The organism is Streptomyces sp. MI02-7b (genome assembly GCF_033793585.1).
Classification (GTDB): Bacteria; Actinomycetota; Actinomycetes; order Streptomycetales; family Streptomycetaceae; genus Actinacidiphila.
Window position 1 is genome coordinate 1 of record NZ_JARAWX010000003.1, and the last position, 24,038, is coordinate 24,038.

The window sequence follows — 24,038 nt, forward strand, 5'->3', positions numbered from 1 at the left end:
GCCCCGGCCGAGGCTCCCGCCGCGCCCGTGGCGGCCCCCGCGGCCCCCGCGGCCCCCGCGGCGCCCGTCGCGGCCCCCGCCGAGGCGCCCGCCCCGGCTCCGGTGGAGTCCACCCCCGCCAACTGACCCGTACGCGAAGGCCCGGCGGACGTCGTACCGACGCGCCGGGCCTTTCGCGTGTGCGGGCCGGTCAGGGCCAGACGAGGCAGTACAGCTGGTGCCCGCTCTCGTGGCAGCGCTGGGCGAAGTCCTGCCACTCGTGGAGCATCTTGTAGATCATGAAGGCGTCCCGCGGACCGCGCCGGTCGGGGACGGTGGACCAGATGAACGCGGCGGCGCCGAGCGCCTCCTCGTCGGCCTTGCGGAGCGGCTCGACGACGGAGATGGGCAGCTTGACGACGGCGTAGTCGGGGTGGAGGACGACCAGTTCCAGCGGCGGGACCTTGGCCGGGGGTATGCCCTCGATGCCGGTGAGCACCATGGCGGCCATGGTCTCCGGCTTGACCTTGGTGTACATGCCCTGGCCCAGTTCGTCGCCGCCGAGCTCCTCCGGACGCATGGAGATGGGGACCCGCGCGGCCGTGGCACCGTCGGGTGCGCCGAAGTACTTGTAGGTCACCCCCACTCGGCCACCCCTGCTCCCGCGTTTCTCAACGGCCTTGTCGCGCTCTGTTGACGGCCGGCGTCGCCGGCCGGTGGTACGGGCGTGCTCGGGATCGGGGTCGTCGTCCCCGCCGCCCAGATCGCCACCGCGTTCGCCACCGCGCTGCATTCCACTACCCGACCATCCGCAGACCCAACCGCGCAACCCGATCATCGTCTCAGATGCACGGTCGATACCTCATCGCGCAACGCCCGGCATTTGAGAGCATGTGCTTGTGAGCTATCCGTACGCCTACGACGCGCCAGTTTCTCAGACCTTGTTCGATCGAGCAGCCGCCGTGACCCCAGGCGGGGTGAACAGCCCGGTTCGCGCCTTTCGCGCCGTGGGCGGTACGCCCCGATTCATGGTGTCCGGCAATGGTCCCTACCTGAAGGACGCGGACGGCCGCGAATATGTGGACCTCGTGTGCTCGTGGGGACCGATGATTCTCGGCCACGCGCACCCCGAGGTGATCGCCGCCGTGCAGGCCGCGGTCGCCCGCGGCACGTCCTTCGGCACCCCCGGTGTGGGCGAGGTGGAACTCGCCGAGGAGATCGTCGCGCGGGTCGCGCCGGTCGAGCAGGTGCGGCTGGTGTCGTCCGGCACTGAGGCCACCATGTCGGCGATCCGGCTGGCGCGCGGATTCACCGGCCGGGCCAAGGTGATCAAGTTCGCGGGTTGCTACCACGGTCATGTGGACGCGCTGCTGGCCGCGGCGGGTTCCGGCGTTGCCACTTTCGGGTTGCCGGACACCCCCGGGGTGACGGGCGCGCAGGCCGGCGACACGGTGGTGCTGCCCTACAACGACCTGGACCAGGTGCGGGCGGCGTTCGCCGCGCACCCCGGTGAGATCGCCTGCGTGATCACGGAGGCCTCGCCCGGCAACATGGGCGTGGTGCCCCCGGCGGAGGGCTTCAACCAGGGCCTTGCCGACCTGTGCCGGGAGAACGGGGCGCTCTACATCTCCGACGAGGTCATGACCGGCTTCCGGGTCTCCGGGGCGGGCTGGTACGGCATCGACGGCGTACGCCCCGACCTGATGACCTTCGGCAAGGTCATGGGCGGCGGCTTCCCCGCCGCGGCCTTCGGCGGCCGCGCCGACGTCATGGCGCACCTGGCCCCGGCCGGCCCGGTCTACCAGGCGGGCACGCTCTCCGGGAACCCGGTGGCCACCGCCGCGGGCCTGGCCCAGTTGAGGCTGCTGGACGACGCCGCGTACGCGACGGTGGACCGGGTCGCCGCCGAGGTGTCCGGCCTGGTGAGCGAGGCGCTGGCCAAGGAGGGCGTGGCGCACAGCCTGCAGACCGCGGGGAACATGTTCTCGGTGTTCTTCACCGAGGGGCGTGTGACCGACTACGACGCGGCGAAGCGGCAGGAGTCGTACCGCTTCACCGCCTTCTTCCACTCGATGCTGGCCCAGGGCGTCTACCTGCCGCCGTCGGCCTTCGAGTCCTGGTTCGTGTCGACGGCGCACGACGCCGCCGCGATCGAGCGGATCGCCGCCGCCCTGCCGGCCGCCGCCCGCGCCGCGGAGGCCACCGCATGAGCGAGATCACGGTCGTCCACCTGATGCGGCACGGCGAGGTGGAGAACCCCAGCGGGGTCCTCTACGGGCGCCTGCCCGGCTACCACCTGTCCGACCTCGGCCGGAAGATGGCCGACCGGGTCGCGGAGCACCTGTCCGGGCGCGACATCACCTACGTGGTGGCCTCCCCGCTGGAGCGCGCCCAGGAGACGGCGGCGCCCATCGCCTCCGTGCTCGGACTGGACGTCGCGCGCGACGAGCGCCTCATCGAGGCGGAGAACGCCTTCCAGGGCAAGACCTTCGGTGTGGGCGACGGTGCCCTGCGGCGCCCGTCGAACTGGAAGCTCCTGGTCAACCCGTTCCGGCCGAGCTGGGGCGAGCCCTACGTCGACCAGGTCGTGCGGATGACGAGCGCGCTGGAGGCGGCACGCGACGCGGCGCGCGGCCACGAGGCGGTCTGCGTCAGCCACCAGCTGCCGATCTGGACCGTGCGCAGTTTCGTGGAGCGGCGGCGGCTGTGGCACGACCCGCGCAAGCGGCAGTGCACCCTGGCCAGCCTGACCACGTTCACCTACGAGGACGACAGGCTCGTCTCCGTGGGGTACAGCGAGCCCGCCCGCGACCTCGTCCCGGCCCATCTGCTGGCCGGTGCGAAGCCGGTCAAGGGCGGCAGCAAGGGCTTCGGGGCGTAGTCCCGGCGGCGGCCGGTGCCTCAGGGGCACCGGCCGCACCGGCTCCACCACCGTTCCGTCCGGACCGCAACCGTCGTGCCGCCACCGTGGCCGAATCACTCCGCTTTCCCGGTGAATCCCCCGTGCGACGCAGGAGCCCGCCCCTCCGCCATGGCATCCACTGCGTTGAGGCCGTCGCGCACGGGAATGGGGCGGAATGCGGGAGATCAGCCGACGTGGAGTGCTGGGCCTGGCGGCCGGTGCCGCCGCGGCGGCTCTGGCGGGTTGTGGCGGAGATCACATCGAGGGACGCCGTGCGGCGGCCGGGGGACCGGAGGTGTCGCCGGGCCCCCGGCCGGCCGGCACCGCGTACCCCGCCCGTCCGATCGGGGACGGCTCGACCGCCGACACCGGCCCGCAGCCGCACCAGCCGGTCGCGCGGCGGCTGGAGCCGGGGGAGCGGCCCCCGCAGTTCGTGGTGTTCTCCTGGGACGGCGCGGGGGAGCTCGACGACGGGCTCTTCTCGCGCTTCCGCAAGGTCGCCGACGACCACGGCGCGAAGATGACCTTCTTCCTCTCGGGGATCTACCTGCTCCCCGAGTCCAAGAAGCACCTGTACCGGCCCCCGAACAACCCCGTCGGCGCCTCCGCGATCGGCTACCTCTCCGACGCGCACGTGCGCGCCACCCTCGAACAGGTGCGGCTGGCCTGGCTGGAGGGCCATGAGATCGGCACGCACTTCAACGGCCACTTCTGCGCCGGCCCCGGCTCGGTGGGCCGCTGGACCCCGGCGGACTGGCGGAGCGAGATCGAGCAGGCGGTCTTCTTCGTGGAGACCTGGCGCACCAACACCGGCTTCGACGACCTGCCGGCCCTGCCCTTCGACTACCGCAGGGAGCTGACCGGCGGCCGCACCCCCTGCCTGCTCGGGCGGGACGGGCTGCTGCCCACCGCCGCGCGGCTCGGCTGGCGCTACGACGCGAGCGCGCCGGGGGGCCTGCAGATGTGGCCGGGCAGGGCGCACGGCATGTGGAACCTGCCGTTGCAGTCGGTGCCCTTCCCCGGGCGCTCCTTCGAGGTCCTGTCGATGGACTACAACATGCTCGCCAACCAGTCGGCGAACTCCACCCGCGGCAATCCCGCCAACTACCCGCTGTGGGAGCGGCAGGCGCGGGACGCCTACCTGTCCGGCTTCCTGCGCGCGTACGAGACCAACCGGGCGCCGCTGTTCATCGGCAACCACTTCGAGCGGTGGAACGGCGGCATCTACATGGACGCCGTGGAGGACGCGCTGCGGCGGATCGCCGGTCACGACGAGGTGCGCCTGGTGTCCTTCCGGCAGTTCGTGGACTGGCTGGACGTCCAGGACCCGGCGGTGCTGGCGAACCTGCGCACACTCGGGCCGGGCCTGCCGCCGCCCGGCGGCTGGCGGCGGTTCCTGGCCCGGGAACGCATCCCCTCCCGGGGTGGAGGGTCCGTTTCGCCCGATCCGCTCGGGGAAGGCGCCTGATCGGCAACCGGGCACCGACGACCGGGCATTCACTCACACCAGGCATCGAAGGGAACCCCATGACCGCACCGCTGCAGGGCAGGAAGATCGCCTTCCTCGTCGCCTCCGAGGGCGTCGAGCAGATCGAACTGACCAGCCCGTGGCGGGCCGTGCGGGAGGCCGGCGGCACCCCGCGGCTCGTCTCCCGTGCGCACGGCACCGTCCAGGCCTTCGACCACCTGGACAAGGCGGGCACCTTCCCGGTGGACGACACCCTCGAAGAGGTGGCCTCGGTGGACTTCGACGGTCTCGTGCTCCCCGGCGGGGTCGCCAATCCCGACTCCCTGCGCCTGGACCCCGACGCCGTCCGCTTCGCCAAGGACTTCTTCGACGAGGGACGTCCGGTCGCCGCGATCTGCCACGCGCCCTGGCTGCTGATCGAGGCGGGCGCGGTGCGCGGACGCACCCTCACCTCCTGGCCGAGCCTGTGCACCGACATCACCAACGCGGGCGGCACCTGGCTCGACCAGGAGGTCGTGGTCGACCCCACCGGCTCCAACGTCCTGGTGACCAGTCGCCGGCCCGACGACCTCAAGGCCTTCGAGACGGCGTTCGTCACGGCGTTCGCCGAACACACACCGGGCCGTGGTTAAGCGCCGTTTATACGGGGCATTCGCCGCTTTCGGCAAAGGTGTCGGGGGTGCGTAAGATCGCTCGGGACCACATGCGAAACTTTTCACATGAGTCCTACGCGCGCCCTCCGTTGCCGCTTGCTCCGCGGCGCCGCGGCACTGGCCGGCGCGGCCGCGTTCGCGCTGGCCGCCACGGCCTGCTCGACCTCCACGGCCTCCTCCAACGGCACGGGCAACGGGAGCAACTACGTCGGCGGCACCGGTGAGATCTCCACGATCGCGCAGGGCCACCGGACGGCCGCTCCCGACCTGAGCGGCAAGACCGTCGACGGCGCGCAGCTCAGCCTCGCCGACTACAGGGGCAAGGTCGTCGTCGTCAACGTCTGGGGTTCGTGGTGCCCGCCCTGCCGGGCGGAGGCGCCGCACCTGGCGGAGGTGGCGCGGCAGACGAAGTCCCAGGGCGTGGAGTTCGTCGGGATCAACACCCGCGACCTGCAGACCGCGCAGGCCAAGGCCTTCGAGAAGGAGTTCGGCATCCCCTTCCCGAGCCTGTACGACCCGGCCGGCGACCTCCTGCTGCGCTTCCCCAAGGGCAGCCTCAACCCGCAGGCCATCCCGTCCACCCTGATCCTGGACCGGCAGGGGAAGATCGCGGTGCGCGCCCTGAAGGAGCTGAGCGCCGGGGAGCTGCACAAGGCGCTCGACCCGGTGGTCGCGGAGAAGTGACGTGAGCGCACTCGCCGCAGGCGACGTCAACCAGACCGTGCTCAACGGCGCCTTGCTCGCCGCCGTGCCGGTCGCGCTGCTCGGAGGCCTGGTCTCCTTCTTCTCCCCCTGTGTGCTGCCGCTCGTCCCCGGCTACCTGTCGTACGTGACCGGCGTCACCGGCAGCGACCTCGCCGAGGCGCGGCGCGGGCGGATGCTCGCCGGGGCCTCGCTGTTCGTCATCGGGTTCACCGCCGTCTTCGTCTCCGGCGGCGCGCTGTTCGGCAACTTCGGCTGGACGCTGCAGGAGCACAAGGGCGTCATCACCAAGGTGCTCGGCGCGCTCACCATCGTCCTGGGACTGGCCTTCATGGGTCTGGTCGGCGGCATCACGCAGCGCGAGTTCCGCTTCCACCGCAGGCCGACGATGGGGCTGGCGGGCGCGCCGCTGCTCGGCGTGCTCTTCGGCATCGGCTGGACCCCCTGCATCGGCCCGACGCTGGCCGCCGTCAACGCGCTCGCCTTCAACGAGGCCAGCGCCGGGCGCGGCGCCCTGCTCACCGCCGCCTACTGCGTGGGCCTCGGGCTGCCGTTCATAGTGGCGGCCGTCGCCTTCCGGCGGGCCCTCGGCGCCTTCGGCTGGGTCAAGCGCCACTATGTGTGGGTCATGCGGGCCGGCGGCGCGATGCTCGTCGCGGTCGGCGTCCTGCTCGTCACCGGCGTGTGGGACCACATCGTCTACCAGATGCAGATCTGGTCGTCCGGCTTCACCCCAGGGATCTGATCCATGAGCTCCAAAGACACCACCGACGCGGGCACGGACCTCGCGGCCGCTGGCGCCCAGCTGTCCACCGCGCCCGTCGAGGAGTTCGGCGAGATCGTGCCGGGCTCCTTCGGCGGCGTGCGCAGGCCCGGCCTCGCCGGCGGGCTCGGCTGGACCGTCCGCGAGGTGTGGGGCTGGCTGCGCTGGGTGTGGCGGCAGCTGACCTCGATGCGGGTCGCGCTGATCCTGCTCTTCCTGCTGTCGCTGGCCGCGATCCCCGGCTCCCTGGTCCCGCAGACCAGCGTCGACGCGGTCAAGGCCCAGGACTTCAAGGACGCGCACACCGCGGTGACGCCGCTGTACGAGAAGCTCGGGCTCTTCCACGTCTACAGCTCGGTGTGGTTCTCGGCGATCTACATCCTGCTCTTCGTCTCGCTCGCCGGCTGCATCGTGCCGCGCAGCTGGCAGTTCGTCGGCCAGCTGCGCGCCAAGCCCCCGCTCCCGCCGCGCAACCTCACCCGGCTCCCCGCGTACGCGACCTGGCGCACCGAGGCCGGTCCTGACGAGGTGCTCGCTGCGGCACGGCAGGTGCTGCGCGGCCGGCGCTTCCGGACCCGGGCGGCGGACTCCGCGGTCGCCTCCGAGAAGGGCTACTCGCGCGAGGCCGGCAACCTGCTCTTCCACGTCGCCCTGTTCGGGCTGCTGATCGCCTTCGCGGTGGGCGGGCTGTTCAAGGCCGAGGGCGGCAAGCTGATCGTGGAGGGCGACGGCTTCAACAACACCCTCACCCAGTACGACGACTTCAAGCCCGGCACCTTCTACAACGCCGACGACCTGGCGACCTTCGGTTTCAAGCTGGACGGCTTCACCGCCTCGTACGCCCGCAGCGGCCCCGAGAAGGGCACCCCGCGCACCTTCCGCGCCAACATCCACTACTGGACGGACGCGGACGGCAAGCGCACCCCGTCGGCGATCGAGGTCAACAAGCCGCTGGAGATCGGCGGCTCGAAGGTCTACCTCATCGGCCACGGCTACGCGCCCTCCGTCACCGTCAAGGACGGCAAGGGCAACGTGGTCTTCCAGGGCCCGGTGCCCTTCCTGCCACAGGACGGCAACCTCACCTCGTCCGGCGTGATCAAGGTGATGGACGCCCGCAACCACGCGGACAAGCGGATCCAGTACGGCTTCAGCGGCCTGTTCACGCCGACCTTCGGGCTGAACGCCACGCAGGGCCCGCACTCCACGTTCCCTGCCCTGGACTACCCGGCGCTCGTCCTCACCGCCTACTACGGCGACCTGGGCGTGGACGCCGGCCTGCCGCAGAACGTGTACCAGCTCGACACGACCAACATGAAGCAGTTCAAGGACGGCGACGGCGAGATCGTCCGCAAGGCCATGAAGACGGGCGACACGCTGACCCTGCCGAACGGCGACGGCACGCTCACCTTCGACGGCGTCAAGACCTGGGCCAGCTTCCAGGTCTCCCACCAGGTCGGCAACGGCTGGGCGCTGGTGAGCGCCGTCGCCGCCATCCTCGGCCTGGCCGGATCGCTGTTCATCCAGCGCCGCCGCGTCTGGGTGCGGGCGGTGCGCGGCGCGGACGGGGTCACCGTCGTCGAGCTCGCCGGACTCGGCCGCAGCGAGTCGGTGCGGATCGCCGACGAACTCGGCGAACTCGCGGCCGACCTCACGTCCACGGCACCGCTGCTGCCCGCGGCGGACCCGCAATCCTCAGAAGAACCCCTGCCCGATGACGAAGGAGCGCGCGCGTGACCAGTGCTGCCGCGGTCAACGAGAACGTCGCCCATATCAGCAACTACCTGATCTACTCGGCGATGGCGGTCTACACGCTGGCCTTCCTGGCGTACATCGCGGAGTGGGTCTTCGGCAGCCGCAGCAAGGTCGCCAGGACCTCCGCCGCGCTCGCCGCCGAACCCGCCGCGGCCCGGCCCGCGGTCACCGTCACCGTCAAGGGCGGCGGCACCGCCACCCTGCAGCGGCCCACGGTCGTCACCCGCGCCTCCAGCAGTGACCGCGGCTTCGCCGACGGTCCCGGCGCCGCCGGCGGTGACCAGCAGGGGGACACCTACGGCCGGATGGCGATCTCGCTGACCGGGCTGGCCTGGGTGCTGCACGTGGGCAGTGTCGTCGCCCGCGCGGTCTCGGTGCAGCGCGCCCCCTGGGGCAACATGTACGAGTTCTCCACGACCTTCGGCGCCGTCGCGGTCACCGCGTACCTCGTGCTGCTCGCGCTGGGCAGGAAGGTCCGCTGGATCGGGCTCATCCTGACCACCTCGGTCCTGCTCGACCTGGGCCTGGCCGTCTCCGTCCTCTACACGGACAGCGACCAGTTGGTGCCCGCCCTGCACTCGTACTGGCTGTGGATCCACGTCTCCTGCGCGATCATCTCGGGAGCGGTGTTCTACCTGGGCGCGGTCGCCACGCTGCTCTACCTCCTGCGGGACCACTACGAGACGTCCCTCGCGGCCTCGGGCAAGGCCGAGGGCACCTGGGCGGGCATCATGTACCGGCTGCCCGCCGCCGCGAGCCTGGACAAGTTCGCGTACCGGGTCAACGCCATGGTCTTCCCGCTGTGGACCTTCACGATCATCGCGGGCGCGATCTGGGCCGAGGCCGCCTGGGGCCGCTACTGGGGCTGGGACCCCAAGGAGACCTGGTCCTTCATCACCTGGGTGGTCTACGCGTGCTACCTGCACGCCCGCGCCACCGCCGGCTGGAAGGGCCGCAAGGCCGCCTACCTGGCGCTGCTCGCCTTCGCCTGCTTCCTGTTCAACTACTACGGCGTGAACATCTTCATCACCGGCAAGCACTCCTACGCCGGCGTCTGAGCGCCCTCACGGGCCGCTCAGTCCACGCTGATCGCGTCCAGCTTGGCCCGCAGGTACGCGTGCGAGTCCACCGGCTCGTACGCGACCCGGCCGACGGGCGCGGGCAGCGGGGCGACCCGGGTGCCCGGGTCGCACTCGTAGAACCACACCAGCGACATCAGCTCCTCCGCCGGCGCGTCGGCCGGCGGAGGCAGCACGCGGTGCCGGCCGGAGCGCCAGCGGTCGCCGGTCCAGCGGGCCATCAGATCACCGATGTTGACGGTGAACGCGTCCGGGTGCCAGGGGGCGTCCTGCCACCCGCCGGCGTCGGTGTGGACCTGCAGACCGCCCTTGCCCTGCTGGCGGTCGAGCACGGTGACCGTGCCGAAGTCGGTGTGCGGGCCGATCCGGAACTGGCCGGGCGCGGGCTCGCCGACGATCTCCGTACCGGGGTACCAGTTGAGGTTCAGGCCCCAGGTGGGATGTCCGGTGTGCCGGGTGAAGAAGTCCGGCGGCGCGCCCAGAGCGGCGGCCAGCAGTTCCAGCAGCCGGTCCGACAGCGCGCGCATCCGCGCCGTGTAGGCCGTCACCAGCGGCCGCAGTCCGGGGACCTGGGACGGCCAGACGTTGGGCAGGAACCACTCGGCGTCGACGGCCGGGTCGCCGGTGGGCTCCTCGGCCGCGAAGGACCAGGACTCCTTCAGGTCCGGCGGCGTCGCGGTGCCCTCGGCGTAGCCGTTGGCCTCCGCGCCCGGCCCCAGCCAGCCGCGGCCGCCGACCCGCACCGCGTACGCCTGCTTGGCGGCGGCGGGCAGCAGGAAGAAGCCGCGCGCCGACTCCCTGATGGCGGCGCGCAGTCCCGGGTCCACGCCGTGCCCGGTGACCAGCAGGAAGCCCGCGGTGCACAGGGCCTCGTCGACGGTTCGGGCGAGGCGGGCGCGGTCGGCGGCATCGCCGGTGAGCCAGGGGCCGAGGTCGATGGTGGGGATCATGCGCCGATGTCCTCGTTCCACAGATCGGGGCGGGCCGCGATGAACTCGGTCATCAGGGCGGCGCACTCGGGGTCGTCCAGCAGGACGATCTCCACTCCGTGCCCGGCCAGCCAGTCGTGGCCGCCGTGGAAGGTGCGGGCCTCGCCGATGACCACCCGGGAGATCCCGAACTGCCGCACCAGGCCGCTGCAGTACCAGCACGGCGACAGCGTGGTCACCATGGTCGTGCCCCGGTAGGTGCGCTGCCGGCCGGCCGCGCGGAAGGCGGCGGTCTCGCCGTGCGCCGACGGGTCGCCGTCCTGCACGCGGCGGTTGTGCCCGCGGCCCAGGACCGTGCGGCCGTCCGCGGCGTACAGCGCGGCGCCGATGGGGATGCCGCCCTCCGCGAGGCCGGCGCGGGCCTCGGCGACGGCCGTCGCGAGCATCGCCTGTGCGTTGTCCATGACGGCCAGTGTCCCGCGGGGATCAGCCGCGGGGCGGGGTTTCGCCGTGCGTGCCGCCGGAGCCGTTCTCGCGGCGCCGCAGTTCCTCCTCGCGGCGGCGCAGGTCGGCCTCCCAGCTCTTCAGCAGGTCCTCGTCCCGCTTGTTCTCCTCGCGGAGCGAGTGGAGGAACGCCGGGTTGTCGTCGGGGGCGACCCACTGCGTGCGGTGGTTGCGGTGCCACTCCGCGGGCGTGCTGCCGCCCGCCGGCCCGGTGCGGTGCTTGCCGGCGACCAGCCAGACGACCGGGCCGACCAGGATCTCGCCGAAGAGCAGGATGATGATGATCCACACGACCTTGGGGAGGCCGCGGACCTGCTCCTCGGGGGTGTTGAGGCAGTCGATGAAGGCGTAGATCATCAACGCCAGCACCAGCAGGAACGGGAGAAGCCGGATCATCGCGGTAATGCCCCCCAGGCAGCGACGGCGGGGCATGACAGGGCCCCGGTGACGGGTCAAGAGTAGTGCGTACCGGATACTGGACAGCATGGCTTACGACGATCTTCGCTCGCTGTTGAGGGCCCTGGAGAAGGAGGGCGACCTCAGGCGCGTCACCGCCGAGGTCGACCCGTACCTGGAGGTCGGGGAGATCGTCGACCGGGTGAACAAGGCGGGCGGCCCCGCGCTGCTGTTCGAAAACGTCAAGGGCTCCTCGATGCCCCTGGCGATGAACGTGTACGGCACCGACCGCCGGCTGCTGAAGTCGCTGGGCCTGACGTCCTACGCCGACATCAGCGACCGCATCGGCGGGCTGCTGAAGCCGGAACTGCCGCAGGGCTTCGTCGGGGTGCGCGAGGCGTTCGGCAAGCTCGCCGGGATGACCCACGTCCCGCCGAGGAAGGTCAAGGACGCGCCCGTCCAGGAGGTCGTCCTCACCGGTGACGACGTGGACCTCGACGCGCTGCCCGCGCTGTTCACCTGGCCCGAGGACGGTGGCTCCTTCTTCAACCTGGGCCTGACGCACACCAAGGACCCGGAGACCGGCGTCCGCAACCTCGGCCTGTACCGGCTGCAGCGGCACGACCGCCGCACCATCGGCATGCACTGGCAGATCCACAAGGACAGCCGCAACCACTACCAGGTGGCCCAGCGGCGCGGTGAGCGGCTGCCGGTCGCCATCGCCTTCGGCTGCCCGCCGGCCGTGACGTACGCCTCCACCGCCCCGCTCCCCGGCGACATCGACGAGTACCTTTTCGCGGGCTTCGTCGGGGGTAAGCGTGTCGAGATGGTCGACTGCAAGACGGTCCCGCTCCAGGTGCCCGCCCACGCCGAGGTGGTGCTGGAAGGCTGGCTGGAGCCCGGGAAGACGCTGCCCGAGGGGCCGTTCGGCGACCACACCGGCTTCTACACCCCGCAGGAGCCCTTCCCCGCGCTGACCATCGACTGCGTGACGATGCGCAAGCGCCCGCTGCTGCAGTCCATCGTGGTCGGCCGGCCGCCGACCGAGGACGGACCGCTGGGCCGGGCCACCGAGCGGTTCTTCCTGCCGCTGCTGAAGATCATCGTGCCGGACATCGTGGACTACCACCTGCCCGAGGCGGGCGGCTTCCACAACTGCGCGATCGTCTCCATCGACAAGAAGTACCCCAAGCACGCGCAGAAGGTGATGCACGCCGTCTGGGGCGCGCACATGATGTCGCTGACCAAGCTGATCGTCGTGGTCGACGCCGACTGCGACGTGCACGATCTGCACGAGGTCGCCTGGCGGGCGCTGGGCAACACCGACTACGCCCGCGACCTGTCGGTCGTCGAGGGTCCCGTGGACCATCTCGACCACGCCTCCTACCAGCAGTTCTGGGGCGGCAAGGCGGGCATCGACGCGACCCGGAAGCTGCCCGAGGAGGGCTACACCCGCGACGGCGGCTGGCCCGAGATGGTGCTCTCCGACCCGGAGACCGCCGCGAAGGTCGACCGCCGCTGGAAGGAGTACGGCCTGTGAGCGCGGAATCCGCGACCCCGGACCTTTTCGGCCCCTCGCCCCGGCCCGACGGCAAAGTCCGCGCGTTCCTGCGGCTGGTGATGATCGAGCACTCGGTCTTCGCGCTGCCCTTCGCCTACATCGCCGCGCTCAGCGCGATGTTCGCGCAGGACCGGAGCGTGCACTGGTGGCAGCTCCTCCTGATCACGGTCGCCATGGTGGGCCTGCGCACCTTCGCGATGGCCTGCAACCGGATCATCGACCGCGAGATCGACGCCCGCAATCCGCGCACGGCGGGGCGTGAACTGGTCACCGGCGCCGTGTCCGTGCGCTCGGCGTGGACCGGCGCGCTGATCGCCGTCGTGTTCTTCCTGGGCGCGGCCGCGCTGCTCAACCCGCTCTGCCTGGCGCTGGCGCCGATCGCGGTGGTCCCGATGGTGGTCTACCCGTACGGCAAGCGGTTCACCGACTACCCGCACGCGATCCTCGGACTCGCCCAGGCCATGGGCCCGGTGGGCGCCTGGCTCGCGGTCTCCGGCTCCTGGTCCTGGGACGCGGTGATCCTCGGGCTCGCGGTGGGCATCTGGATCGGCGGCTTCGACCTGATCTTCGCCTGCCAGGACGTCGCCGCCGACCGGGCGCACGGCGTGCGCTCGGTGCCGGCCCGGTTCGGCATCGACGGCGCCCTGTACGGCGCGCGGGTCAGCCACGTGGTGACCACCGTGCTGCTGGTCTGGTACGGACTGGCCGTCGGCGCGGGCGCGTTCTGGTGGGTCGGCATGCTGATCGTCGGCGGCGCCTTCGTCTACGAGCACAGCATCGTCAAGCCCGGCGACCTCAGCCGGCTCAACCGCGCGTTCTTCACGGTCAACGGCTTCATCGGCATGGCGCTGTTCGTGTGCGCCCTGCTGGACCTGACGGTCCGGGGACTCGGCGTCTGAACGCCGCCGGGCCCCCGGACCCCGGGAACTCCCGGGCCCTGCTCAGCCCTGCTCGGACTTGAGGAAGGGCAGCGCGACGAACCGCGGATAGCGCCACCACTGGCCGCTGTTGGCCTTGGTGCTGCCGATGGCGCAGAAGATGATCCCGAGCAGCATGTGGAGCGCGCAGAGCCCGAGCAGGCCGAAGCCGGCGATGGCCAGGGCGATCGGGCCGTCGTCCTCGCCGTGCCAGATCACGCCACCGAAGCCGGCGATGTAGCCGACCCCGCCCAGCAGGACGGTCATGGCGGCGGTGATGCCGAAGTTCATGGCCTGCGCGGCGTGGTGGCGGATGAACGGGTCGTGTTTGTTCTGCTCGTTGCTGCGGATGATCAGCGGCGGGATCCAGCCCAGCGCCCAGCCGAGGCAGCAGATGCTGGAGCCCACGAGGACCGTGATCAGGGCGCTCAGGTGCGCCCACATCGCCGGCCCGGTCGGCGGCCGCATCGGCGGCGGCGGGAACGGCGGCGGATAACCCGGGGCGCCCGCCCAGCCGGGGCCGGGGTGGCCGTACGGCGGGGGCGGCGGCGGGAACGGTCCCGCGCCGGGGCCGGGAGCGGCCCACGGGCCGGGTCCCGGCGGCGGCGGGTCCTGCGGGGCCCCCTGCGGCGGCCCTTGCGGCGGTTGCCGAGGTGCCGCGTCCTGCGGCGGTATGCCTTCGTGCTTGCTGAAATCGGTCATGCGCGACCGCCCCCCGTGATCGTGTTTCCCGGATCCTACGGCCTCAGCGGATCAAGCCGTCGGCGGGGCGGTCCCGGAACAGGAACGCCGCCGCCACACCGCCCGCCAGGCCGAAGAGATGGCCCTGCCAGGACACGCCCTGCGCGGTGGGCAGCACGCCCCACAGGATCGAGCCGTACAGCACCGCGACGACCAGGCCGACCGCGATGTCGATCAGCCGCCGGTCCACGAAGCCGCGCACCAGCAGATAGCCGAAGAGGCCGAAGACCAGCCCGGACGCGCCCGCGGTGTTGGTGTGCGGCGGCGCGACCAGCCACACGCCCAGGCCACTGCACAGGATGATGACGAAGGCCACGCTCAGGAAGCGGCGGGTGCCGCGCAGCGCCGCCAGGAACCCGAGCACCAGCAGCGGGAGGCTGTTGGCGGCGACGTGGTCGAAGCCGAAGTGGATGAAGGCCGCCGGCACGATGTCCCGCAACTCCCCGGCCTCGCGCGGCACGATGCCGAAGGTGTCCAGCGCGTGGTGGGTCATCATGTCGATCGACTCGATCAGCCAGAGCAGCCCGACCCAGGTGAGCATGAGCGCCCCGGCCGCGCGGGCCCGGACGCCCGGGCCCGGCACCGCGCCGTCGCGGGCGCCGTGCCGGGCGTCACCGGCATCGTGGCCGGCGATGGGTTCGTACGCCACAGGATCCCCCCTCGTGGTGGTCCACCGTCCGTCGGTCCGGCCGGACTTCCCCGGACTTCCCACGGTAGACAACGACATGGGGGTTTGCGGCGGTTCCGCGTCTCAGGCGTCCGTTCCGCCCGCCATGAGCTGCATCACGGCACCCATGATGTCCTGGGGGTCGAGCGGGGTGGCGCCGGCCGGGGCCGAGACGGGCCGGGCGTCGGGGGCGAAGCCGACGGTCAGCGGCAGCGCGCCGTGGATCTCGTCGCCGGTGTCGAACTGGTCGAGGTCCAGGCTGATTCCCGACAGGGTGCCGTCCTTGACGGCGACGTCCACACTGACGTCCTTGTCGGGTACCTGCTTCAGGTCGGCGGCCGAGAACCCGTCCGGCAGCTGGTCCGCCAGCGGTTCGAGGGCGTCGGCCAGCGCGTCGGCCGTCTTCCCGGCGGCCAAGGTGACCGTGACGTGGTCGGCGCCGTCCTTGGTGCCGGCGTCGGTGAACTTCGCGTTGTGCTCCAGGGCTTCGCGCAGCGCCTTGGTGATCCGCTCCTGCGTCTTGGCGTCCAGCGCCGAGGGGTCCGGCAGCGGCGAGCCGCCCTGGCTGCCCTCGGCCATGCTCTTGGAGAACTCCTCGAAGGCCTTGGGATCGACGGAGACCCACTTGCCACCGAGCGCGTCCTTCACGGACTTGAACGAGGAGGGCAGGCCGTCGGCGGCGTCGAGCATCTGCCGGAACTCCCGCAGATCGGCGTCGTCCTGCTTGGCGCCGAGATCGCCGGCGAGCGACAGGAACTGCCGTACGTCCGCCCGGAAGTAGGCCTGCTTCCCCGCGAGGCTGCGGATCTCCAGCAGGTCCTTGCCCTGGCCGAGCGAGACCCGCAGCGCGACCGAGGCGTTGTCCTTGTCGCTCTTGAGGTCCTTCAGCGGCGTGGTGGCGCTCATGGACAGCGACACGTCGAGACCGGCGAGCAGCTTCGCGTCGGCCCGGGTGAAACCGTCCGCGCCCTTGAGCGCGGACCAGATCTGCTGCTCGCTGCCGCCGAAGCCGACGGACAGCGTGGCGGCCTTCTGCTCGCCGAGCCGGTCCAGCGCCTGCTGGACCTTGGCGCCGGCACTCAGGTTCCCGGCGGTGCCGCACGCGGCGGCGGTGGTGGCGATGAAGGCGGCGCAGCCCGCGGCGGCGATGCCCTTGCGCATGGCGTTGATGGTGTTCTCCCCAACCCCTTGGTCGTTACATGAACACCTCACTGACCCGTGAGCTGGCCGGAAGGTTGTACGAGCGGCCGGATAGGCTCGCCACATGGACGACAGCGGGCGCGGGACGCCCTGGGTGGTCGGGGTCTCCGGGGCTTCCGGGACGCCGTACGCGGCCGCCGTGATCCGGGCGCTGCTGGACGCGGGCGAGGCCGTCGACCTGGTGGTCAGCCGGGCCGCGCGGCTCACGGTGCTGGACGAGACCGGGGCCCCCTTCCGCGACGGCCACTGGCGCGAGGACCTGTCCCGCTGGCTGGCCCGCGGCGCCGACGGCACCCCGGACCGCTTCGGGGCCGATGTCACCCGGGTGCGCCACTGGGCCGCCGGGGATCTGGCGGCCGGGCCGAGCTCGGGCTCGTACCCCGTCAAGGGCATGCTGATCGTCCCGGCGAGCACCGCCTGTGTGGCCGGGGTGGCGCTGGGGCTCTCCAAGGACCTGCTGCAGCGCGCCGCGAGTGTCACCCTGAAGGAGCGGCGGCCGCTGGTCGTCGCCGTACGGGAGACCCCGCTCGGCGGGCAGACGCTCCGGCACCTGGTCGCGCTGGACGAGGCGGGCGCCGTGGTGCTGCCGGCGTCCCCGGCGTTCTACGCGGGCGCCCGGCACATCCAGGACCTGGTCGACTTCGTCGCCGGGCGGGTGCTGGACGCCGCCAGGGTGCCGCACAAGCTCTACCACCGCTGGGAGGGGGAACTGGGGGCAGCGCAAGCGGCCGCCGGGACCGCCGTGACGAGGGACGCGGACGATATGGCCGGGATGACGGGGATGCCCGGGACTGTGGAGGCGGATGACGGCGAATGAGGCCGGCGCCGCTCAATGCGCAAGGCACATGCCCGCCGATGCCTTAGATTCTTGTCCCGACAGCGCAATCACGGCATGAATGAAGGGGTCCAGTCTGATGGACGCGGTGGACAGGCAGCTCATCCAGGCCCTCCGTGAGAACGGCCGGGCCTCGTACGCCGAGCTGGGCCGGCTGGTGGGTCTGTCGGGTCCCAGTGTCACCGACCGGATCAACCGCCTGGAGCAGGCCGGCGTGATCACCGGCTACCGGGCCACCATTCACCCCGCCGCTCTCGGCCTCGGCGTCACCGCCCTGGTCGGCCTGCAGCTCAGCGACGCCGCCGACCACGAGGACGTGGCCACCCGGCTGCGCGATCTCGACGAGATCGAGGACTGCTGGTTCATCGCCGGCGACGACTCCTACATGCTCAAGGTCCGCGTCCCCGACGTGGACGGCCTGGAGCACACGATCCGCCGGCTGTCCGGCACCAAGGGCGTCGCGCGCACCCGCACCACCATCGTGCTGTCCACGAAGTGGGAGAACCGGGTCGGGGAACTGCCCGAGACCATGTAGGCGTAAGGTCGATCGGGTTGTCTGCCGGTCAAGGACAGTATGGAGGCGAGGCGAGGCATGGACGCTGGGCTCAAGCGGGAGCTGGAGGAGAAGGTCCGGGCGGGTGAGCGGCTGACCCGTGAGGACGGCATCGCCCTCTACGAGTCCGACGACCTCGCCTGGCTGGGCGGCCTCGCCCACCACGTGCGGACGCGGAAGAACGGTGACGTCGTCCACTTCAACGTCAACCGCCACCTCAACATGACCAATGTGTGCACGGCCTCCTGCGCCTACTGCTCCTTCCAGCGCAAGCCGGGGGAGAAGGACGCGTACACGATGCGCATCGAGGAGGCCGTGCGGCTGGCCAAGGAGATGGAGGGGGACAACCTCACCGAGCTCCACATCGTCAACGGCCTGCACCCCACGCTCCCGTGGCGCTACTACCCGCGCTCGCTCAAGGCGCTCAAGGAGGCGCTGCCGAACGTCTCCCTCAAGGCGTTCACCGCCACCGAGATCCACCACTTCGAGACGATCTCCGGACTGAGCGCGAGCGAGATCCTGGACGAGCTGATCGAGGCCGGCCTGGAGTCGCTGACCGGCGGCGGCGCCGAGATCTTCGACTGGGAGGTGCGGCAGCACATCGTCGACCACCGCACCCACTGGGAGGACTGGTCGCGCATCCACCGCCTGGCGCACGAGAAGGGCCTGAAGACCCCGTGCACCATGCTGTACGGGCACATCGAGGAGCCCCGGCACCGGGTGGACCACGTGCTGCGCCTGCGTGAGCTGCAGGACGAGACCGGCGGCTTCCAGGTCTTCATCCCGCTGCGCTACCAGCACGACTTCGTCGACCTGAAGGACGGCAAGGTCCGCAACACCCTCCAGGCCCGCACCACCATGGCCTCCGGCGCCGACGCGCTGAAGACCTTCGCCGTCTCCCGGCTGCTGTTCGACAACGTGCCCCACGTGAAGGTCTTCTGGGTCATGCACGGCGTGCAGACCGCGCAGCTGGCGCTGCAGCACGGCGCGGACGACATGGACGGCTCGGTCGTCGAGTACAAGATCACTCACGACGCCGACAACTACGGCACGCCCAACAAGCTCACCCGCGAGGACCTGCTGGAGCTCATCACGGACGCGGGCTTCCGCCCGGTCGAGCGCAACACCCGCTACGAGATCATCCGCGAGTACCCAGGCCCGGACGCCGCGCGCCGCGAGTCGCCGCAGCCGATGCGCTTCTGACCCGTTCCGCGTGCCGCGGGCGTGCCGCGGGCCCCGGGAATCCCGGGGCCCGCGCTTCACCTGAGCGTCGCCCGGAGTCCGGACCGGCTTCAGATGCCGTCAGGGCGGGTCCTTACAGTTTTCGCCATGGCACTGCGCTTCGCCCTCGACCCCGAGCTCACCGCCGACCTGCGGAACCAGCTCGTGACCCTCTGGACGGACGTCACCAACGCCGGTGGCGCCGTCGGCTTCGTGGCCCCCGTGACCGCCGCCGACGTGGCCCCGCAGGCGCAGGGCCGCTGCGAGGCGATATCCGAGGGCAGGGCGCATCTGATCGCCGGATTCGAGGACGGGCGCCTGGTCGCGACGGCGTTCCTGACCCTCAACAACCACCGCCTGATGGGCCACTGGGCCTGGCTCTACACCGTCATGGTCGACCCCGCCCACCAGGGCCGCGGTCACGGCGCGGAGTTGCTGCGCGAGGCCGAGAGCGCGGCCCGCGAACTCGGCCTGGAGGGACTGCGGCTCACCTGCCGCAGCGGCATGGGCCTGGACCGTTTCTACGCCTCCGTGGGCTACAAGGAGGTCGGCAGGACGCCCGGGGCGATCCGTGTCGCCGCAGGTGACGACCGCGACGAGATGACGATGTGGCTCCCGCTGCTCTGAGCGTGAAGGCCGCGTGCTTCACTGGTGGGGCAGTACGTCCGCTGCGTTCCGCGGACCGGACCGCCGAACACACCGAAGGAAGTGGCATCGCCGTGAGCTGGAAGCCGAGTCCCATGCTGCGCTACTCCCTGATGCGCCTTGGCCTCTTCGCGGCCTGCTTCCTCGCCATCTGGGGTTTGGTCTACGTCCACGTGCTGCCGGCCGGCCTCGGCGACTCCAACCTGCTGTGGGTCATGCTGCTGGCCCTGGTGATCAGCGCGCCGCTCAGCTTCGTGGTGCTGCGCGGCCTGCGCGAGCAGGCCTCCGTGCAGGTCTCGACCCGGGTGGAGCGCACGAGGGCCAACCTGGCCGCCAGCGCCGCTCAGGAGGACGAGGCGGACGACGCCTCGCGCGCCGCGACCGGCAGCTGACCCCGCGGCCTGACGGCCGGGTTCACAGGAGCCGCACCGAGCCCGTCAGGTGCAGGCGGGACGGGTCGTCGGCCGAGCGGAGCTCGAACGCACCGGCGTCCGCGGCGTGGACGACCGTGGTGGGCAGCAGGACGGGTGCCGCGAACCGCGCGCGCAGGACGACACCCCGGGCCGTGCCCGGGACCACCTCGGCCGCGCACCGGGCGACGGTCCACATGCCGTGGGCGATGGCCCGGGGGAACCCGAGCGGCCGGGCGGTCAGCGGATGCACGTGGAGGGGGTTCCAGTCGCCCGAGACCGCCGCGTGCCGGCGCCCCAGGTCGGCGGCGAGCCGCCACCGCGCCACCTCCGGCAGCGGACGCCGTGCCTCCGGCGGGGCGGCGGTGGGCGCGGGCCCGCCGGTCCTGGCCAGGTACGTGCTGCGGTCCTCCCAGACCACCGCGCCGTCGATCCGGGCCTCCGTGACGACGACGACCTCCACTCCGCGCCGGTGCGCGCGCAGCTCCCGCGCGTGGACGGTGATGTCGGGGGTCTCCGAGGGCAGCAGCGGCCGGTGCTGCGTGATCTCGATCGCGGTGTGCACCAGCCCGAGCAGCGGGAGCGGGAAGCGGCGTCGCGCCATCAGCCGCGCGGCGAGCGGGAACCCGAGGACGTGCGGGTAAGTCAGCGGTACGGCCGTCCCCGGCGCGGGGAAACCGCACACACGTGCGTAGGCGGCGACGCGGCCGGGGTCGACCCGGACCGCCGGCGCGGTCGGACGCTCCGCGGGCAGCGGGGCGTCGGCCGCCGGACGCTTGCCGAAGCCGGTCAGCACCCCCTTGGCGAGGGTCAGCAGCAGTGGCACGGAAGTCCCCCCGACGAAGCCGCGGCGCATTGACGTGAGAGCGATGTTACCCGAAGTAACGCTCACCCCTCTGAAATCCCTCGGGCCGCCCGCCGACCGCCGCCGGAAAAGGCAGGAGCCCCGCACACAGCGCGGGGCTCCTTGGGTACTGCTAATCGGGTACTACACGTCTGTCCGCAATTAGGCGGGGACGACGTTCTCCGCCTGCGGGCCCTTCGGACCCTGCGTGACGTCGAAGGTCACCGCCTGGTTCTCCTCCAGCGACCGGAAGCCGCTGGCGTTGATCGCGGAGTAGTGGACGAAGACATCGGGGCCGCCGCCGTCCTGGGCGATGAAGCCGAAGCCCTTCTCGGCGTTGAACCACTTGACGGTTCCGGTAGCCATAAGCCCTCCTTGGGCCAAAGGGTTGCCCTGCTCCAGAACCTGCCCTGCTAACCGCAAGAAGTCTGAAAACTACAAAAGCCCGCGGTCACATGCTCCGCAGGCTTTGTACTGCAAGGGAAACCAAACTGCAACTTGCGACGACAGTAGCACGGAGCATCCTCGCCGGGGAAGAGCAACAAGATCCCCATTCACCCGGACCGCCTAAAGCTCGAACGCGCGGTGAACCCGTGGCCTCCGGGCAGTGTCCGGTGCGACTCCCCGGCGGGCCCCGGCGAAAGATCGCCGGAGCGGGGGTCTAGCCTCCTGATGTGGACAAATCTGCGCCCCTTCCCTCCGCCGGTGGTGAGCGCCGGACCCGGCCTCGCGTCGGGCACATCCAGTTCCTGAATTGCGTACCTCTTTACTGGGGGTTGGCCCGAACGGGTGCCCTGCTGGACCTGGAGCTCACCAAGGACACCCCCGAGAAGCTGAGCGCCCAGCTCGTCTCCGGAGACCTCGACGTGGGCCCGATCACGCTCATGGAGTACCTGCGCCACGCCGACGAGCTCGTCGCCCTCCCGGACATCGCCGTCGGCTGCGACGGCCCCGTCATGTCCTGCGTCATCGTGAGCCAGGTCCCGCTCGGCAGCCTGGACGGCGCCCGGGTCGCCCTGGGTTCCACGAGTCGTACGTCCGTGCGACTCGCGGAGCTGCTGCTCGCCGAGCAGTACAAGGTCGAGCCCGACTACTACACGTGCCCGCCGGACCTGTCGCTGATGATGCAGGAGGCGCAGGCCGCCGTCCTGATCGGCGACGCCGCGCTGCGCGCCTCCCTGCACGACGCGCCGCGGCTCGGCCTGGAGGTCCACGACCTCGGCCTGATGTGGAAGGAGTGGACCGGGCTGCCCTTCGTCTTCGCCGTCTGGGCCGCCCGCCGGGACTACCTGGCCGCGCACCCCGAGGCGGTGCGCGAGGTGCACCGGGCCTTCCTCGCCTCCCGCGACCTCAGCATGGAGGAGGTGGAGAAGGTCGCGGAACAGGCCGCCCGCTGGGAGTCCTTCGACGCGGACACCCTGCAGCGCTACTTCACCACCTTGGACTTCTCCCTCGGCCAGGACCAGTTGACGGGCATCGCCGAGTTCGCCCGCCGCGTGGGGTTCCCGCCCCGGGCGCGGGTACACCTTCTCTGATTTCACCGGCTTCCCGTAGGTTGCCCGGCATATCCGGGGAACTCCCGTTGTTCTTCGACCTTCCGCACCGCGAGAGGCGCGCAGATGCAACCGCTGCAGGCGAACGACCCCACGGCGATCGGTCCCTACCGGCTGCTCGGTCGGTTGGGGGCCGGCGGCATGGGCCGGGTCTACCTCGGGCGCAGCCCGGGCGGCCGGACGGTGGCCGTGAAGGTGGTGCGCTCGGAACTCGCCGACGACCTGGAGTTCCGCACCCGCTTCCAACGCGAGGTGGAGGCGGCGCGCCGGGTCGGCGGTGCGTGGAGCGCCCCGGTGCTCGACGCGGACACCGACTCGCCGGTGCCGTGGGTGGCCACCCGCTATGTCGCCGGGCCCGCGCTGTCCGACGCCGTGAAGACCTTCGGGCCGCTGCCGGAGGACGGCGTGCGAGCGCTGGGCGCCGGTCTCGCCGAGGCGCTGGAGGAGGTGCACGGACGCGGCCTGGTGCACCGCGACATCAAGCCGTCCAACGTGCTGCTCTCGCTGGACGGGCCGGTGCTGATCGACTTCGGCATCGCCCGTGCCATGGACGCCACCGCGGCGCTCACCAGCAAGGGCGTGGTGGTCGGCTCGCCCGGCTACATGGCGCCCGAGCAGGTCACCGGCCGGCCGACCGGGCCGGCCGCCGACGTCTTCGCCCTCGGCGCGGTGATCGTCTTCGCCGCGACCGGACAGGGGCCCTTCCCCGGCGACAGCGCGGCCGTGCTGCTGTACAAGGTCGCCCACGAGGAGCCCGAGTTCGAGGGCATGCCCGCCGGGCTGCGCGGTGTGGCCGAGTCCTGCCTGGCCAAGGACCCCGCGGCGCGTCCCACGCCCCGTCAGCTCGCCGGCCTGCTCGCGCCGGACGGCGGGGCCGCCTCCCTGGTGCACGGCGGCTGGCTCCCCGCGGCGCTGACCGAGCGGCTCGGCCGCCAGGCGGTGGAACTGCTGGACCTGGAGCCGACGCCGCCGCCCGGCGCGCTGGGCGGCGTTGCCGGCACGGACAGCGGCACGGCCGGCACGGGCTCCTCGTACGGCTCCCATCCCTCGTACGGCACCTTCGGCCCGCCGCCGCGGCTGACCGAGCCGCACGACGCGGTGCCGTCCTCGTTCGCCGCCACGCCGCCGCCGGTCACCACCCCGGCCGTGCCCCGCCGAGGCCGGGCGGCGTCGCTGGCGGGCGCCGGCGTCGTGCTGGTCGCGGCGGCGGTGACGCTGGGGCTCGTGCTCCACGACGGCGGCCGGGCCGACGACCAGGGCAAGGGCGGCGGGAGCCCGGCCACTTCGCGGTCCACCGCCTCGGTGTCGGCGCCGGCGTCGCCGTCGCACGGCTCGGCGACCCCCTCCGCGCCCCGGCTGGCGTCGCTGCCCGCGGCCTTCGCCGGCACGTGGAAGGGCGACACCGTCACCGCCCACGGCGTCCCCGGCACCTTCGAGATCACCATCACCCCGGGCAAGGTCGGCGCGGTGGTCGGCCACGACAAGAGCGTGCTGTCGCTGCTCGGGCAGACCTACGACTGCAGCGGGCAGTGGAAGCTCGCCACGGCCACCGAGCGGTGGATCGTGCTGGACACCAGCGGGGGCACCAACCCGCACCCCGGGGTGTGTTCGGACGGCTCGGCCGACGAGCGCTTCACCCTCGACGACGACGGCTCGCTACACTACCGGTCGGGCGACTCCCTGGCCGGGAACCCGGAAGGCGACCTCAGGAAGCAGGGCGGCTGAACCCCTGGCGTAGGCTGAGCGGGTCCGTCACAACCCCTC

Annotated in this window: 26 protein-coding genes; 17 read left to right on the forward strand and 9 right to left on the reverse strand. The window is 71.8% G+C overall.

All coding sequences use genetic code 11. The annotated features are described in order from the left end of the window. Positions 1–190: 190 nt before the first annotated feature. Positions 191–772, reverse strand: a complete 582-nt coding sequence (locus PV364_RS04585) for a hypothetical protein (protein ID WP_319658364.1) — start codon at positions 770–772, stop codon at positions 191–193. A gap of 106 nt (positions 773–878) precedes the next feature. Here PV364_RS04585 and hemL point away from each other — a divergent pair, with 106 nt between their 5' ends. The 8 genes from hemL to ccsB all read left to right on the forward strand — a co-directional run bounded on the left by hemL (position 879) and on the right by ccsB (position 9,277). Then, a complete protein-coding gene (gene hemL, locus PV364_RS04590; protein WP_319658365.1) occupies positions 879–2,189 on the forward strand; it encodes a glutamate-1-semialdehyde 2,1-aminomutase in 1,311 nt (436 codons plus the stop codon). Continuing rightward, complete coding sequence (locus PV364_RS04595) at positions 2,186–2,860, forward strand: histidine phosphatase family protein (RefSeq protein WP_319658366.1); 675 nt, start codon at positions 2,186–2,188, stop codon at positions 2,858–2,860. Before hemL ends, PV364_RS04595 begins: the two co-directional genes overlap by 4 nt. 196 nt (positions 2,861–3,056) lie before the next feature. Then, positions 3,057–4,349, forward strand: a complete 1,293-nt coding sequence (locus tag PV364_RS04600) for a hypothetical protein (protein WP_319658367.1) — start codon at positions 3,057–3,059, stop codon at positions 4,347–4,349. A 59-nt stretch (positions 4,350–4,408) separates the two neighbouring features. Next, entirely contained in the window at positions 4,409–4,981 is a 573-nt protein-coding gene (locus PV364_RS04605; protein WP_319658368.1) for a type 1 glutamine amidotransferase domain-containing protein, read from the forward strand. 87 nt (positions 4,982–5,068) lie between these two features. Beyond that, on the forward strand, positions 5,069–5,686 hold the full coding sequence (locus PV364_RS04610; RefSeq protein WP_319658369.1) for a TlpA disulfide reductase family protein: 618 nt from the start codon (positions 5,069–5,071) through the stop codon (positions 5,684–5,686). 1 nt (position 5,687) lies between these two features. Beyond that, positions 5,688–6,449, forward strand: a complete 762-nt coding sequence (locus tag PV364_RS04615; RefSeq protein ID WP_319658370.1) for a cytochrome c biogenesis CcdA family protein — start codon at positions 5,688–5,690, stop codon at positions 6,447–6,449. A 3-nt stretch (positions 6,450–6,452) separates the two neighbouring features. After that, entirely contained in the window at positions 6,453–8,201 is a 1,749-nt protein-coding gene (locus tag PV364_RS04620) for a cytochrome c biogenesis protein ResB (protein WP_319658371.1), read from the forward strand. Continuing rightward, positions 8,198–9,277, forward strand: a complete 1,080-nt coding sequence (gene ccsB / locus PV364_RS04625; protein ID WP_319658372.1) for a c-type cytochrome biogenesis protein CcsB — start codon at positions 8,198–8,200, stop codon at positions 9,275–9,277. The genes PV364_RS04620 and ccsB overlap by 4 nt, the downstream gene beginning before the upstream one ends. A gap of 17 nt (positions 9,278–9,294) precedes the next feature. Here ccsB and PV364_RS04630 read toward each other — a convergent pair whose 3' ends face one another. From PV364_RS04630 to PV364_RS04640, 3 genes are read right to left on the reverse strand one after another with little or no spacing between them, the layout of a single operon-like run. Beyond that, a complete protein-coding gene (locus PV364_RS04630; RefSeq protein WP_319658373.1) occupies positions 9,295–10,248 on the reverse strand; it encodes an isopenicillin N synthase family dioxygenase in 954 nt (317 codons plus the stop codon). Further along, the gene (locus PV364_RS04635; RefSeq protein WP_319658374.1) at positions 10,245–10,691 is read right to left on the reverse strand and encodes a nucleoside deaminase; all 447 of its coding nucleotides are present in this window, start codon (positions 10,689–10,691) and stop codon (positions 10,245–10,247) included. Before PV364_RS04635 ends, PV364_RS04630 begins: the two co-directional genes overlap by 4 nt. Before the next feature lie 22 nt (positions 10,692–10,713). After that, complete coding sequence (locus PV364_RS04640) at positions 10,714–11,127, reverse strand: PLDc N-terminal domain-containing protein (protein WP_319658375.1); 414 nt, start codon at positions 11,125–11,127, stop codon at positions 10,714–10,716. Positions 11,128–11,215: 88 nt separating this feature from the next. On the opposite strand from PV364_RS04640, the gene PV364_RS04645 reads away from it, so the two are divergent. Both PV364_RS04645 and mqnP read left to right on the forward strand, forming a co-directional pair. Further along, on the forward strand, positions 11,216–12,667 hold the full coding sequence (locus tag PV364_RS04645; protein WP_319658376.1) for a menaquinone biosynthesis decarboxylase: 1,452 nt from the start codon (positions 11,216–11,218) through the stop codon (positions 12,665–12,667). Next, entirely contained in the window at positions 12,664–13,587 is a 924-nt protein-coding gene (mqnP, locus tag PV364_RS04650) for a menaquinone biosynthesis prenyltransferase MqnP (RefSeq protein ID WP_319658377.1), read from the forward strand. Before PV364_RS04645 ends, mqnP begins: the two co-directional genes overlap by 4 nt. A 42-nt stretch (positions 13,588–13,629) precedes the next feature. Here mqnP and PV364_RS04655 read toward each other — a convergent pair whose 3' ends face one another. The 3 genes from PV364_RS04655 to PV364_RS04665 all read right to left on the reverse strand — a co-directional run bounded on the left by PV364_RS04655 (position 13,630) and on the right by PV364_RS04665 (position 16,174). Beyond that, positions 13,630–14,307 (reverse strand): DUF4870 domain-containing protein, encoded by a 678-nt coding sequence (locus tag PV364_RS04655; protein WP_319658378.1) that lies wholly within the window; start codon positions 14,305–14,307, stop codon positions 13,630–13,632. A 43-nt stretch (positions 14,308–14,350) separates the two neighbouring features. After that, a complete protein-coding gene (locus PV364_RS04660) occupies positions 14,351–14,887 on the reverse strand; it encodes a rhomboid family intramembrane serine protease (protein WP_319658804.1) in 537 nt (178 codons plus the stop codon). Positions 14,888–15,097: 210 nt separating this feature from the next. Then, the gene (locus PV364_RS04665; protein WP_319658379.1) at positions 15,098–16,174 is read right to left on the reverse strand and encodes a hypothetical protein; all 1,077 of its coding nucleotides are present in this window, start codon (positions 16,172–16,174) and stop codon (positions 15,098–15,100) included. A gap of 103 nt (positions 16,175–16,277) precedes the next feature. Here PV364_RS04665 and PV364_RS04670 point away from each other — a divergent pair, with 103 nt between their 5' ends. The 5 genes from PV364_RS04670 to PV364_RS04690 all read left to right on the forward strand — a co-directional run bounded on the left by PV364_RS04670 (position 16,278) and on the right by PV364_RS04690 (position 19,859). Beyond that, positions 16,278–17,030 carry a UbiX family flavin prenyltransferase gene (locus PV364_RS04670; protein WP_319658380.1) on the forward strand — a complete coding sequence of 251 codons (753 nt, stop codon included), beginning with the start codon at positions 16,278–16,280 and terminating at the stop codon, positions 17,028–17,030. A 97-nt stretch (positions 17,031–17,127) separates the two neighbouring features. After that, a complete protein-coding gene (locus PV364_RS04675; protein WP_319658381.1) occupies positions 17,128–17,583 on the forward strand; it encodes an Lrp/AsnC family transcriptional regulator in 456 nt (151 codons plus the stop codon). Between the two features lie 57 nt (positions 17,584–17,640). Then, positions 17,641–18,804, forward strand: a complete 1,164-nt coding sequence (gene mqnE, locus PV364_RS04680) for an aminofutalosine synthase MqnE (protein WP_319658382.1) — start codon at positions 17,641–17,643, stop codon at positions 18,802–18,804. A 126-nt stretch (positions 18,805–18,930) separates the two neighbouring features. After that, a complete protein-coding gene (locus PV364_RS04685) occupies positions 18,931–19,449 on the forward strand; it encodes a GNAT family N-acetyltransferase (protein ID WP_319658384.1) in 519 nt (172 codons plus the stop codon). Positions 19,450–19,562: 113 nt separating this feature from the next. Next, entirely contained in the window at positions 19,563–19,859 is a 297-nt protein-coding gene (locus PV364_RS04690) for a DUF4229 domain-containing protein (RefSeq protein ID WP_319658805.1), read from the forward strand. A gap of 22 nt (positions 19,860–19,881) precedes the next feature. Here the strand turns inward: PV364_RS04690 and PV364_RS04695 are convergent, their stop codons facing one another. Both PV364_RS04695 and PV364_RS04700 read right to left on the reverse strand, forming a co-directional pair. Then, positions 19,882–20,733, reverse strand: a complete 852-nt coding sequence (locus PV364_RS04695) for a MaoC family dehydratase (RefSeq protein WP_415924525.1) — start codon at positions 20,731–20,733, stop codon at positions 19,882–19,884. Positions 20,734–20,883: 150 nt separating this feature from the next. Then, positions 20,884–21,087, reverse strand: coding sequence for a cold-shock protein (locus PV364_RS04700; protein ID WP_018558781.1), 204 nt, complete (start codon positions 21,085–21,087; stop codon positions 20,884–20,886). A gap of 308 nt (positions 21,088–21,395) precedes the next feature. Between PV364_RS04700 and PV364_RS04705 the strand changes: the two genes are divergently transcribed. Further along, positions 21,396–22,256 carry a menaquinone biosynthesis protein gene (locus tag PV364_RS04705; protein WP_319658385.1) on the forward strand — a complete coding sequence of 287 codons (861 nt, stop codon included), beginning with the start codon at positions 21,396–21,398 and terminating at the stop codon, positions 22,254–22,256. An 84-nt stretch (positions 22,257–22,340) separates the two neighbouring features. Next, positions 22,341–23,999: a serine/threonine-protein kinase gene (locus tag PV364_RS04710; RefSeq protein ID WP_319658386.1), complete on the forward strand. Its 1,659-nt coding sequence runs from the start codon at positions 22,341–22,343 to the stop codon at positions 23,997–23,999. Positions 24,000–24,038: the final 39 nt, after the last annotated feature.

What these genes read in the sequence shown, in the direction of transcription:
- PV364_RS04610 (WP_319658369.1), top strand. Translation starts at nt 5,069, where the DNA reads ATGAGTCCTACGCGCGCCCTCCGTTGCCGCTTGCTCCGCGGCGCCGCG.
- PV364_RS04655 (WP_319658378.1), bottom strand. Translation starts at nt 14,307, where the DNA reads ATGACCGATTTCAGCAAGCACGAAGGCATACCGCCGCAGGACGCGGCA.
- PV364_RS04585 (WP_319658364.1), bottom strand. Translation starts at nt 772, where the DNA reads ATGCAGCGCGGTGGCGAACGCGGTGGCGATCTGGGCGGCGGGGACGAC.
- PV364_RS04595 (WP_319658366.1), top strand. Translation starts at nt 2,186, where the DNA reads ATGAGCGAGATCACGGTCGTCCACCTGATGCGGCACGGCGAGGTGGAG.
- mqnE (WP_319658382.1), top strand. Translation starts at nt 17,641, where the DNA reads ATGGACGCTGGGCTCAAGCGGGAGCTGGAGGAGAAGGTCCGGGCGGGT.
- PV364_RS04600 (WP_319658367.1), top strand. Translation starts at nt 3,057, where the DNA reads ATGCGGGAGATCAGCCGACGTGGAGTGCTGGGCCTGGCGGCCGGTGCC.
- PV364_RS04710 (WP_319658386.1), top strand. Translation starts at nt 22,341, where the DNA reads ATGCAACCGCTGCAGGCGAACGACCCCACGGCGATCGGTCCCTACCGG.
- PV364_RS04665 (WP_319658379.1), bottom strand. Translation starts at nt 16,174, where the DNA reads ATGCGCAAGGGCATCGCCGCCGCGGGCTGCGCCGCCTTCATCGCCACC.
- PV364_RS04635 (WP_319658374.1), bottom strand. Translation starts at nt 10,691, where the DNA reads ATGGACAACGCACAGGCGATGCTCGCGACGGCCGTCGCCGAGGCCCGC.
- PV364_RS04660 (WP_319658804.1), bottom strand. Translation starts at nt 14,887, where the DNA reads ATGCTCACCTGGGTCGGGCTGCTCTGGCTGATCGAGTCGATCGACATG.
- PV364_RS04630 (WP_319658373.1), bottom strand. Translation starts at nt 10,248, where the DNA reads ATGATCCCCACCATCGACCTCGGCCCCTGGCTCACCGGCGATGCCGCC.
- PV364_RS04640 (WP_319658375.1), bottom strand. Translation starts at nt 11,127, where the DNA reads ATGATCCGGCTTCTCCCGTTCCTGCTGGTGCTGGCGTTGATGATCTAC.
- PV364_RS04685 (WP_319658384.1), top strand. Translation starts at nt 18,931, where the DNA reads ATGGCACTGCGCTTCGCCCTCGACCCCGAGCTCACCGCCGACCTGCGG.
- PV364_RS04700 (WP_018558781.1), bottom strand. Translation starts at nt 21,087, where the DNA reads ATGGCTACCGGAACCGTCAAGTGGTTCAACGCCGAGAAGGGCTTCGGC.
- PV364_RS04675 (WP_319658381.1), top strand. Translation starts at nt 17,128, where the DNA reads ATGGACGCGGTGGACAGGCAGCTCATCCAGGCCCTCCGTGAGAACGGC.
- PV364_RS04605 (WP_319658368.1), top strand. Translation starts at nt 4,409, where the DNA reads ATGACCGCACCGCTGCAGGGCAGGAAGATCGCCTTCCTCGTCGCCTCC.
- PV364_RS04620 (WP_319658371.1), top strand. Translation starts at nt 6,453, where the DNA reads ATGAGCTCCAAAGACACCACCGACGCGGGCACGGACCTCGCGGCCGCT.
- PV364_RS04645 (WP_319658376.1), top strand. Translation starts at nt 11,216, where the DNA reads ATGGCTTACGACGATCTTCGCTCGCTGTTGAGGGCCCTGGAGAAGGAG.
- PV364_RS04670 (WP_319658380.1), top strand. Translation starts at nt 16,278, where the DNA reads ATGGACGACAGCGGGCGCGGGACGCCCTGGGTGGTCGGGGTCTCCGGG.
- PV364_RS04690 (WP_319658805.1), top strand. Translation starts at nt 19,563, where the DNA reads ATGCTGCGCTACTCCCTGATGCGCCTTGGCCTCTTCGCGGCCTGCTTC.
- PV364_RS04695 (WP_415924525.1), bottom strand. Translation starts at nt 20,733, where the DNA reads ATGCGCCGCGGCTTCGTCGGGGGGACTTCCGTGCCACTGCTGCTGACC.